The following is an 11,326-nucleotide window of genomic DNA, read 5'->3' as shown; positions in this document are numbered from 1 at the left end:
TCACTAATGGTAAAGGTACATATGATATTCATGGTTTAAGTGTAGGTGAACACAATGTAACAGTTGTATTTGAAGGTGATAAATACTTCAATGCTGATGAAAAAACTGCAACATTCATGGTTAATGAAGTAATTGTTCCTGTTGATCCTAAGTTGATTATTGCTCCTATTAGTGATGTTATTGAAGGTAGTGATGTTACTGTTGTTGTTTCTTCTAATGAGACTTTTACAGGAACTGTTAAAGTATTAATCGGCGCAACTGAAGTTGCAGCAATTGAGGTTACTAATGGTAAAGGTAACGGTTCAATTGCAGCAGATAAATTAAGTGTGGGCAGCATTACAATCACCGTTAAATCAGATGAAAATAATAATTTCACTGCCGGTGAGGCAAAAGCTACATTTAAAGTGAATGCTAAACCAGCGCCTGTGGCAACAATTATCAAAGCTGCAGCAGTATCAACAACTTATGCTACATCCAAAAGCATTGTTGTAACCTTAACTGATGCTAACGGTAATGTATTGGTTGGTAAAACTGTAACTGTTGTATTCAACGGAGTTACCAAGAAATTACCCACAAATTCCAAAGGTCAAGCAAAACTTGCTATTGGAACTAAATTAGTTCCAAAGAAATACCTGGCATCAATTACATTTAATGGTGATGCTAAATATGCCAAATCAACAAAATCTGTAAAAGTTGTGGTTAACAAAGCAAAACCTAAATTAACTGCTATAAAGAAAACATTTAAGGTTAAAAAAGCTAAAAAATATACAATTACTTTAAAAACAGACAAAGGTAAAGCTTTAAATAAAGTTAAAGTTACCCTAACAGTCAAAGTTAAAGGTAAAACAGTAAAAATCACAGGAACCACCAAAAAAGGTAAAGCAACATTCGACCTTAAAAAGTTATCTAAAAATGGTAAATATGCTGCAACAGTTAAATTTACAGGAAATAAATACTACAAAGCAGTTACTAAAAAAGTTATAATAACAGTTGAAAATTAAGTGATTTACTTCACTTATTTTTTTATTTTTTTAGGTGATTTTAATGAAATTTAAAATTTTAATATTATTATTACTTATTTTAACAATAGGTGCCGTCAGTGCATCGGATGATTTAATTCAGGATAATTTAACGGTTCAGATGACGAAAAATGATGTCATGGAAATGCCAATTTCCGAAAACAGTAATGAGTCATCACCCATAAATGATGATGTTTTAAGTCGTGTCGTGACTTCAGATGAAAACAGTCGCAATGAATCTTGTGAAAATGGTGAACCCGTACTTGGTTCTGAACTGGACTGGACAGATATTAAAATTAATGCCAATACTAAAAACATTGATGCTAGTTATGGAAATTCAATAATTGCAAAGATTCAAATTCCTAAAGGCCATACCACCTATCTAGACTTCAACGGTATTTTGGGAGATTATTATTTTAAATTATCAAAGCTTCCAATTAAAAAAACAAAAAATGGAATTACAACATATACAATCCGTTTAAAGGATTTAAAAAATTATCACATCGAAGATTTGGCAAATAATGAGCTTGTTAATTTTAATGTAAAATATTATAACGTTAATGAGAAATTTTGGGATGTCGTTGGAAATGAGTATGTATTGAAGTTCAACAAAAAAGCCAAGACATTTAAACTGAAAAAGAAAATAGAGACCCAGATATGGATTGGTCCTTATGATAGGAAATCTGGTACAAACAAGATACTCAAAGTACATTTGAGCATTCCTACTGTTAAAAAGCCTCTTTGTGATGGTAAAAGTAAACATATTGCTGGTAAAAAAGTCAAGATTACTATCAATGGGGTTGTGTATAATAAGAAAACCAATTCTAAAGGGTTAGTTTATATTTATCCTCCAAAATATTTGCCTCCTAAGCAATTCACAAAAGTGAAAATGGAGTTTGCAGGCGACAGTAAATATCGTACATGCATGGGCATCAACGATATTGAGATTTACAAAAATCCAGGTTCTTCCAAATCCCAGATTAAGGCCAGTGCAAAAACATTTTCAGCTAACAAAACCAAAAAATATACAGTCAAGCTGATAAGTAAAGGCAAAGCTGTTAAAAAGGCTAAACTTAAGTTAATTGTCAATGGCAAAAAATATGCTGCTAAAACCAACTCAAAAGGTAAGGCTACTTTTAATTTGTCAAAAATGACTAAAAAAGGCAAGTTTAAGGCAACAATTCTTTATATGGGGGATAAAAAACATTATATGTCTTATAAAAATGTAAAATTGACTGTAAAATGAAAATATTTTCTTTCATTTTATAAAAGATCAATAGTCTAAAATCTACATCAAAAATTGATTGATACAAACGAGAATATTTAGGAGCAGATGCAAAAGAAGACTACCGAAATCAATCATGGCACTCATTTGGATGAGGCGCCTGATACCAGCAACAGTTCTGGTCGGGGTTATACTGAGATGGGTAATGTTATAATGGTCCGTCGATGGGCAAACTCATCATGTTGAGGGATAGTTTAAATTAATTTTTTCGATAATTAAACTAATGGTTACATGGATGACTGTTATTTTAATTACCTGTTTTTTTATTTATTTTCAATATATATGATAGTGTACAATATTTGAACAGTCAGTAGGTATCAGAACACAAATTATATGAAAATTAAGGTTAATGTTGGATAGAAATGAATTAATATTAATGATGGATTGGAATCTGTTCCAAACACTATAAATTAATAAGGTTACGAACTATATCATACGTTTTATACGAATTATTCGTATTTTTTGGGGTTATTTTATATGTAATTGTTTTTAAAAATTAGTTTTGAATCTTTATATTTGGTTTCTCTTTCTATCATATTAAGTTGATATTTTAACATTTTTTGCTAATACAATAAATAAGAGGGTAAACATGGTAATTCCATAAGGCCATACACTTGTGGGTGCAAGGGAGAGTGGTGGAATAGTTATACAGAATACAACGGCAAAAACTGATCTTGCATCATAATTTATTTCGTAATAATAGATTATGCTGAATACTAATGTAAGAATAGATATTGCATAATCTGTCACTAAAACATCTAAAAAGAAATGGTATTGTAATATGATATACATTAGTATTGCAGTTAGAAACAATCCCAGTAGACCCAGTGCATTTTCCCAAAATATCGAATTTTTATCTAATTCTAATCTAGACCACAGTGATAATGGAAATGAACTGATATCTGCATTGGAATCGTGAAAGTAGGTGGAACATATTATTACTAATGTTAGGATAATTCCAACTACTGATTTGTTGGTTATTAAAGAAATTCCATGTGCTATTTCCGATGCAATATAATATATTTTTGATTTCAATTTAGTTAAATATAACTAATTCATTATAAAAATGAAAAGGTTTTTGGAGGCAGATAAATAATATTGTCTCTTTTTTCAATTGTAGTGGTTGTATTTGAAATTATTATTCCATAATCTGCATTGTAGCGTTCAATTGCTGAAGAAATTTGTCTTTTCTTTTTTTTGCCCATGCTCACTTCTATTGGTATTGCCTTTTGGAATTCTCCTTGAATTATAAAATCAACATTTGTCTTGTCTTCCGGATCATAATAAAGCGTGAAATAGTTTCCATCTTCATTGCTTAGATAGAATAATGTTGATGCAACGAGATTTTCCATCAAAACTCCAAGATATGCTTTTTTGTTCGAATTCAGATTGCCTATAGAAGAGGTTAGGATGTGCTTTATGCTAGATGTTGCAAAGAAATATTCCCATGATTTTATGGATCTTTTAGGTGATGCAATATGAGGTTCACAATGGAATATCAATTGGGTTTTTTCCAAAATGTCAAGAATGTTTCGAATGTTTCCTTTTGAAGTTCCAAGATATGTTCCCATCTTTTCCTGAGAAATGTCTCCTGGCTTTTGAAGAGCCAAAAATCTCAATAGCCGATTGGCATGTGTTTGGCTGTCTGAAGTTATTGAAGATATTGTTCCCATATCATGGGATATAACTTTTTTAACCATTCCTGTGATATTTTTACAGATTATATGGGGATTGGTTTCAAATAATGATGTTGGAAAACCTCCATATTTCAAGTATTCGTCCCAATCGGTTGTGGAATATCCTTTTAAGTTAATTAAATCCTGATTTATTTGTTGTTCGCACATGATGGCATCTTCAACTTCACCAGTAAATATTAACTTTTTAAGGGAAGCTGAAGTATTGCCTGCATTGTAATTGTATTTTAATTTCAGGTGTTGGCTGTAGTTTAGCGGAGTTATATTCTGTTTAAGCAATCTTCTTGCGGAATCTGCATCGTATTCAAGGTTTAATGCTGACGAACCTGTAAAAATCATGAATATGTTCTTGGTTTTGTCAAATATTAATTTTCCAGATAATGCCCAGTTTTTATCATATTGTGACTCATCGATAAGTAAAAATATCTTTTTATCCAATCTTCTTAATGTAGTGTTGTGATATGTTTCTAAAAATTGCTTAACAACATCAATGATTTTGAAATCAATTACATCATTTAAGTTTTCACAAGAAATGAACAATATTTGGTTCGGATTGATGTTTTTGGATTTGAATAGGTATTCATAGGTTTGATATAATAATGTTGTTTTCCCTACACCTCTTAATCCTGGAAGTGCAAAATATCGATTAGGGCTTGTTTTTTCTAAAAACTCATTAATATGGTTTTTAATAAAATCAAACTCTTTTCTATATTCGAAATTTCTGCCATTTAAAGTCAATTCATTATTTAAAATATTTGGAATGTCAGATAATTCTTCTTTAATGTAATCGCTGATAATTTCCTCTTTATCATACATATAAAATCACATCTGGAAAAAATATTTAATTACTTGGTTAAATATTTGACCACATAATATATAAATATGTGGTCAGATAATTGACCAATATATGCTTGCTATAATTAACAATATCAACATCATTAACAATAAACATTTGCCATCTGTGCCCTTATGAAAAAACATAACTGTGATTGTGGAAAAATAGTTAGACAATTCAGATTATAATATTGAATTTTTATTATATTTGCATTTCAAAAATTTTATAATTAGCAGAAAATAAATTTTTTATTAGGGTTTTTAGTGCCGGAATTTGATAAGTATCGGAACTTTTTTATAAGTTTTATACGAATTGTTCGTATTTTTCAGAGATTTAACTTAATAACTAATTTTTTAGATTTGTAAAATAACTTGTTTAATATTATTAAAGATAATAAAATGGATTTACATTCAACCATTAGTGCAGTAAAGTTCATATCACTAACTTAAAATAATATTAAAAAATCTAAAGGTGAAAATAAAAATCTTTAAAATTTAATGATGTTGTCATCATTCTCATATTATTTAAAATGGAAAAGAAAATTTTGTTCATGGACTTTTTTTCAAAAACTCAAGAAATCTGTTTTTCATTGAACCTATTGGGATTGTATATGTCATGGAATTCTTGCACAATAAAGTTAAAAATAACCTTGTTAACATAATAATTAAATAGTATACATCTCAAAAATAATATATGTCTAGTAAATAATTAATTTACTAATCGAGGTATTTAAAATGAAAACTACTGTTAGTGTAATTAAAGCTGATATTGGAAGTGTGTCCGGACACTGTGTCGCACACCCTGAATTAATGGATATTTGTGATGAAGTTTTAAACGAAGCTTTAGAAGCAGGTATCTTAAAAGATTACTATATATCCCGTTGTGGTGACGACATCGACTTGATTATGACTCACGACAAAGGTGTAGAAAACGAAGAAGTACACAAAACCGCATATGATGCATTCATGAAAGCTACTGAAAGAGCACGTGAATTAAAATTATACGGTGCAGGTCAAGACTTATTATCTGATACTTTCTCTGGAAACATCAAAGGTATGGGTCCGGGTGTAGCAGAAATGGAATTCGAAGAAAGACCATCTGACCCTGTGTTAATATTCTGCTGTGACAAAACCGAACCTGGTGCATTCAACTTACCAGTATTCAGAATCTTTGCAGACCCATTCAACACTGCAGGTCTTGTTATTGACCCTTCATTACACGATGGATTCAAATTTGAAGTATTCGATGTAATCGAACACAGAAAAGTTATCTTAAACTGTCCTGAAGAAATGTACGATTTACTTGCATTAATCGGTTCCACCGGAAGATATGTAATCAAAAGAGTATGGAAGAAAAACGGTGAAATCGCAGCTGCAGTAAGTACTGAAAGATTAAACTTAATGGCTGGAGAATACGTTGGTAAAGACGACCCAGTATGTATGGTCAGAGCACAATCTGGTTTCCCTGCAAACGGTGAATGTGTAGATCCATTTGCATTCCCACACATGGTAAGCGGATGGATGAGAGGATCCCACAATGGTCCTATGATGCCTGTTTCAGAAGCAGAAGCAAACCCAATCAGATTCGACGGACCACCTAGAGTGGTAGGATTAGGTTTCCAAGTAGCTAACGGTGAATTAATCGGACCAGTCGACTTATTCGATGATCCTGCATTTGATCCTACTCGTGAAGAAGCTGCTAAAATCGCAACTTACATCAGAAGACACGGTCCATTCGAACCTCACAGATTGCCTGCTGAAGAAATGGAATACACTTCACTTCCTGGTGTAATGGAAAAATTAGAATCCAGATTTGAAGATATGGATGAATAAATTTAAAGAGATTTTCAATCTCTTCTTTTTTTTACTTTTTTTAAAAAATTAGTTTTTATGGGCAGTTATTATTGTAAAGCTACTTGAATTGATGGTTATTTTGCAGTCGTCAACCTCAACATAATAGTTTTTGCCTTCTTTTGTAACGACTGAATTGTCCTGTTTTAATTTTGAAATGCAATAGCTCACAGGTTCTTCACTGATTCTGAGATTTTTCTGAATCCTTCCAATGCCCATTTCGGTTGTGTGTATTTTATCAATATTTTCGATTAAAACTTCTTTGTGCATTTTAATACCTCTTTTTTGCATCTTAATCAGGTCAATGACTATATATTTATATGTAATTCACCTATTAATTATTATGTCATTTTTAAAATTCATTCTTAAAAATCCATTCAGGAGGAAAAATAGTGCAATACTGGCTATTGTGGGAATTGCAATAGGCATCATCGTAATTGTTGCTCTTGGTGGAATTACTGAAGGTTTGATAAATACCTTTGAAGACACTATTCATGCGGGAGGTGCTGATTTTACGGTTTCAGGTAAGGAAACCGGAGATTCCGCTTATGGAACAAATACCATCAGTTCCAATTGGACGGAAAAAATAGCTAATGTCAGCGGTGTTGATGAGGCATTTCCAATCTATGTTGTGCTGACGTCTGTCGGAGACGATTATATGAATACGCTGATTGGTATTGATCCGAACGGTACTGCCCTTGCAGACATTTCAATGAAAGAGGGTCGAATTTTTGAAGATAATTCATCTGAAGCAATTTTAGGTGAAATCTATGCCGAAGACAATAACTATTCTGTAGGCGACACTATCGACATCGACAGGCAAGAATTTAAAGTCGTAGGAATCTATCAAACCGGTGACCAGAATATGGCCGGCGGAGTGTTTACCTCAATTTCCAAGGTTGGAGACCTTATGGATGATGAGGATTCCATTTCAAACATTTACGTCAAGGTAAATAAGGGGGAAGACCCTCAGACTGTAGCGGACAGAATCGATTCGCAATACGGCGATAATATCACAACGGTCACATCTGTAATGGAGATGACTCAGATGGCTGACATGCTCAACATGCTTCAGGCATCAACCTGGGCGATTTCACTTCTGGCCATTGTAGTCGGAGGTCTGGGCATCATAAATACAATGTTGATGTCAGTGTTTGAGAGAACCCGTGAAATTGGTGTTTTAAAGGCTGTCGGATGGTCCAATGGAAAGATTCTGACCATGATTGTCGGGGAGTCATTAGTAATCACTATTGTCTCAGCTATTATCGGTTCGTTGATTGGTTTTGTAGCATGCACTCTTTTAGGTCCTTTAATAGGTATGGAACCATTATTCACTCCTAAAATATTTATCCAGGCATTTGCAATAGCTATCGTCGTTGGTATAATCGGTGGAATCTATCCTGCCCTAAAAGCGGTCAGGCTTCCTCCAACAGAGGCATTGAGGTATGAGTGAGGTGGTAATATGAATGTTGTTGATATGAAAAATGTATATAAAAGCTATGAAGATGGAAAAATCAAGGCATTAAACGGCATTAACCTCACAATAAATGAAGGGGAATTTGTCTCAATCATAGGTCCGTCAGGTTCGGGAAAATCAACATTGCTGAACATGCTTGGAGCATTGGACATTCCGGATTCTGGTACCATCAATGTTGCAGGCAGGGATTTGTCATCCAATAAAAAGTTACATGAATTTCGGGCAAAGGAAATTGGATTCATTTTCCAGCTTCATAATTTGATTCCAAACATTTCAGTTGCGGAAAATATTGAAATTCCGATGTATACTCAAAAGATGTCCTCCAATGAAATGAGAAGCAGGGCATTGAAGCTGTTGGATGATGTTGGTCTTAAGGACAAGGCAGACATCAAGCCCAATAAGTTGTCCGGTGGGGAGCGTCAAAGGGTGGCCATCGCCCGAGCACTTGCAAATGACCCATCAATAATATTGGCAGATGAACCAACAGGATCACTTGATTCAAAGACAAGTACTAAAATCCTTAAGCAGTTAATTGATTTGCACGATACTAAGAATGTAACATTGATAATTGTAACTCATGATATGGATGTGGCTAAACTTGCAGACAGGGTTATCGAAGTTTTGGATGGTGAGATAATATCTGCCGGCGATGACTCATTGATTAATAGTAAAATTGATGTTTAGGTTAATATCTATTCATCATTTATCTTTTTTTAGTTATTTTTTCTTTAATTTGTATTTAAGACAATACGGTATTTTGATTTTGGGGGTGTAGCATTCTCTAATTTAATGTTTAAATTCTACAAATTGAATATTTGAAATTTGTTTTTTATTGAAAACTATTTTATCTAATTAGTGCAAGAATACCATGACTTCTGTAAGTCATGGATGAATTGCAACAATGAGAGCATTACTTTTCAAATGCTCTCTGATGAAATTTAAATAACCAGATAACAAAAAAATAATAAATGGCAGTGAAAAAATTAATTAAACTTTTTCAACGATAACCAAGTTAAAAAAGCAATATTAATTGAATCTGTCTGAACCTTTGGGACGAGGGGGATAGCATGGTAATCCTATACTCAATGGAGTATACAGTCCGTGAAGTAAGAATCCTCACCTTCTATAAAGTTGAGGTAGTTCAAATGATTGTTAATCAGGAAAGGGAAACATTTTGGACAACTCAAAAAACAATGGCTGAAGTGTTCAATGTAAAAAAGAATACAATAGATTATCATCTTAAAAATATTTTTGATGATGGTGAGTTAGACCAAATTTCAGTTGTTCAAAAAATTTGAACAACTGCTTCTGATGGAAAATCATATAATAATTTCTACAATCTTGATGTGATTATTTCTGTAGGTTACAGAGTAAACTCTAGAAACGCAACAAGATTCAGAATATGGTACTCAGCAATTGAAAGAACTGGTCATTAAAGGTTTTGTTTTAGATGATTCCATGAATCATCCTTAAAGCATCCAAAAGTCCATGGCTGTATTCGATACAACCGAATGCAGTCCTCATATCTCCTTTTTCAAGGTAATATTTTGAATCGTTCCAGTAGTCAATGGCTCTGTCATAGACCTCTTTTTCCTTTCCTTCAAAGGTAATGTCTGCTACCTGATTCAAGTTTCTCTCCAATTTTGCAATATCTTTTGCTATTTTTTCTGGACTTTCCAATTCAGTCATTCAATTGCCTCCAAACGTGCACTATTCTTTGTCCAACTGTAAAGTATGATAAGATTACTAGTATGTATATGGTATATGTAAAGTAAATGTCGCCTGCAAAGTATCCGATTAAAGCTCCAACCATTAAAATGATCATACGGACCGCCCTTTCTGCAATTCCAATGTTGCATTCTACTCCCTGTGATTCTGCTCTTGCCCTGACGTAACTTACACAAATAGCTGAATGTATTGCCAAAACTCCGACAAACCAGTCGCAGTATCCTCCGAATATGATTCCAATGTAGATAATAGCATCTGCAAACCTGTCCATTGTGGAGTCCAGAAATGCACCAAATTTGGATGATCTATTATGGTATCGTGCAACAGCACCGTCAACAACATCCAAAAGTCCTGAAAATAATATAGCTAATGTTCCTAAGATTAACAGATGATTTGCGAATCCATAAGCTGCAACAACTGCAACAAATGGGGATATTACTGTTACAATATTCGGGTTTATGTTTAAGTTTCTAGCAATTGGGTTCAATATTTTTGTTAAAAAGGGTCTTAGACTTTGAAGCATAATTTATATATAAATATTTCATCTAATATAATTGTTAGGTAATGAAAATGAAGATATTAAAAACCAGTATTGATGAATTGGATGAAAAGATTATTGATGAGGCCATTCAGGTTTTATCTGATGGTGGTGTCGTATTATATCCAACCGATACGGTTTATGGATTGGGAGCCAATATCTTCAATAATGGTGCTGTAAGAAGGGTATTTGAAATTAAAAAAAGAAGCTTTCTAAAGCCGCTTTCAATACTTGTTAGTGACATTGAAGCTATTGATATAGTTGCAAGGGTGTCAGTTAGGGAAAAGGAAATCATAAAAGAGTATCTTCCAGGCCCCTATACATTCATTTTAACTAAGGAAAAAATAGTTCCGCGAGTTATTACAAGCGGGTCTAGAAATGTCGGTGTAAGGGTTCCGGATAATGACATTTCACGAAGGTTGGCAAGTTTGTTTCCAATAACAACAACCAGCGCAAATCTTTCAGACGAAGAAGTTCTGTCAAATCCTCGCGATATCCTGGAACAGCTCGACTGTGAGGTTGATTTGGTGATTGATGTCGGAGATTTGAAGTCAAATCATGCTTCAATGATTGTGGATTTATCAAAAACCACTCCAAAAATAATAAAAAGGTAAGAGATTAAGATTTAATCTCTTTTGTAATATTTGCCTACTAATACGAATCCAAATATTAATGCCAGTATCGCTACTGTCAATTCAGTTCCTGTGGTATGTTTAACTAAACTGACAGGTTTATTTTCATTTTCTGATTTGGTATTGTCTTTCAAATATTCAGTTTGATTTTTTGAATTTAATACTGTAATGTTTTCGGTTTTGTTTTCTTGTGGTATTGTTGTATTTTCTTGTGTTTTGTTTTCGGTTTTGTTTTCTTGTGGTATTGTTGTATTTTCTTGTGTTTTGT

15 protein-coding genes are annotated in these 11,326 nt (G+C 33.0%); 9 read left to right on the top strand and 6 right to left on the bottom strand.

Features of this window, described 5'->3' with window-relative positions; translation table 11 throughout:
• The 3 genes from UIB65_RS07820 to UIB65_RS07810 form a co-directional block, all read left to right on the top strand.
• On the top strand, positions 1-1,001 hold a 1,001-nt coding region (locus UIB65_RS07820), incomplete at its 5' end, for a hypothetical protein (RefSeq protein ID WP_330040758.1).
• Between the two features lie 43 nt (positions 1,002-1,044).
• Complete coding sequence (locus UIB65_RS07815) at positions 1,045-2,265, top strand: hypothetical protein (RefSeq protein WP_330040757.1); 1,221 nt, start codon at positions 1,045-1,047, stop codon at positions 2,263-2,265.
• Positions 2,266-2,352: 87 nt separating this feature from the next.
• On the top strand, positions 2,353-2,490 hold the full coding sequence (locus UIB65_RS07810; protein ID WP_330040756.1) for a hypothetical protein: 138 nt from the start codon (positions 2,353-2,355) through the stop codon (positions 2,488-2,490).
• Positions 2,491-2,841: 351 nt separating this feature from the next.
• On the opposite strand, the gene UIB65_RS07805 is transcribed toward UIB65_RS07810, so the two are convergent.
• On the bottom strand, positions 2,842-3,339 hold the full coding sequence (locus UIB65_RS07805) for a hypothetical protein (protein WP_330040755.1): 498 nt from the start codon (positions 3,337-3,339) through the stop codon (positions 2,842-2,844).
• A 23-nt stretch (positions 3,340-3,362) separates the two neighbouring features.
• Entirely contained in the window at positions 3,363-4,814 is a 1,452-nt protein-coding gene (locus UIB65_RS07800; protein WP_330040753.1) for an AAA family ATPase, read from the bottom strand.
• 753 nt (positions 4,815-5,567) lie between these two features.
• On the opposite strand from UIB65_RS07800, the gene fbp reads away from it, so the two are divergent.
• Entirely contained in the window at positions 5,568-6,665 is a 1,098-nt protein-coding gene (fbp, locus tag UIB65_RS07795; protein WP_330040751.1) for a fructose-1,6-bisphosphate aldolase/phosphatase, read from the top strand.
• A 48-nt stretch (positions 6,666-6,713) separates the two neighbouring features.
• Here the strand turns inward: fbp and UIB65_RS07790 are convergent, their stop codons facing one another.
• Entirely contained in the window at positions 6,714-6,953 is a 240-nt protein-coding gene (locus tag UIB65_RS07790) for a DUF3781 domain-containing protein (protein ID WP_330040750.1), read from the bottom strand.
• Between the two features lie 73 nt (positions 6,954-7,026).
• Here UIB65_RS07790 and UIB65_RS07785 point away from each other — a divergent pair, with 73 nt between their 5' ends.
• The 4 genes from UIB65_RS07785 (at position 7,027) to UIB65_RS07770 (ending at position 9,596) form a co-directional block, all read left to right on the top strand.
• Positions 7,027-8,136 (top strand): ABC transporter permease, encoded by a 1,110-nt coding sequence (locus UIB65_RS07785; protein WP_296805728.1) that lies wholly within the window; start codon positions 7,027-7,029, stop codon positions 8,134-8,136.
• 9 nt (positions 8,137-8,145) lie between these two features.
• On the top strand, positions 8,146-8,844 hold the full coding sequence (locus UIB65_RS07780; RefSeq protein WP_330040748.1) for an ABC transporter ATP-binding protein: 699 nt from the start codon (positions 8,146-8,148) through the stop codon (positions 8,842-8,844).
• 383 nt (positions 8,845-9,227) lie between these two features.
• On the top strand, positions 9,228-9,458 hold the full coding sequence (locus tag UIB65_RS07775) for a hypothetical protein (protein WP_330040747.1): 231 nt from the start codon (positions 9,228-9,230) through the stop codon (positions 9,456-9,458).
• 48 nt (positions 9,459-9,506) lie between these two features.
• Positions 9,507-9,596, top strand: a complete 90-nt coding sequence (locus UIB65_RS07770) for a hypothetical protein (protein ID WP_330040746.1) — start codon at positions 9,507-9,509, stop codon at positions 9,594-9,596.
• Positions 9,597-9,606: 10 nt separating this feature from the next.
• Here UIB65_RS07770 and UIB65_RS07765 read toward each other — a convergent pair whose 3' ends face one another.
• Positions 9,607-9,849: a DUF357 domain-containing protein gene (locus UIB65_RS07765; RefSeq protein ID WP_067040378.1), complete on the bottom strand. Its 243-nt coding sequence runs from the start codon at positions 9,847-9,849 to the stop codon at positions 9,607-9,609.
• On the bottom strand, positions 9,842-10,411 hold the full coding sequence (gene pgsA, locus UIB65_RS07760; RefSeq protein ID WP_296805735.1) for an archaetidylinositol phosphate synthase: 570 nt from the start codon (positions 10,409-10,411) through the stop codon (positions 9,842-9,844). Before pgsA ends, UIB65_RS07765 begins: the two co-directional genes overlap by 8 nt.
• Before the next feature lie 47 nt (positions 10,412-10,458).
• Here pgsA and UIB65_RS07755 point away from each other — a divergent pair, with 47 nt between their 5' ends.
• Positions 10,459-11,040, top strand: a complete 582-nt coding sequence (locus tag UIB65_RS07755; RefSeq protein WP_330040744.1) for an L-threonylcarbamoyladenylate synthase — start codon at positions 10,459-10,461, stop codon at positions 11,038-11,040.
• Positions 11,041-11,051: 11 nt separating this feature from the next.
• Here UIB65_RS07755 and UIB65_RS07750 read toward each other — a convergent pair.
• Positions 11,052-11,326: hypothetical protein (locus UIB65_RS07750; RefSeq protein ID WP_330040743.1), on the bottom strand; the 275-nt coding region annotated here is incomplete at its 5' end.

The sequence above is a fragment of the Methanobrevibacter sp. genome, assembly GCF_036307625.1.
In the GTDB taxonomy this organism is placed as follows: Archaea; Methanobacteriota; Methanobacteria; order Methanobacteriales; family Methanobacteriaceae; genus Methanocatella.
The sequence above is the reverse complement of the archived record's forward strand: the minus strand, read 5'-3'. Positions and strand labels throughout refer to the sequence as shown.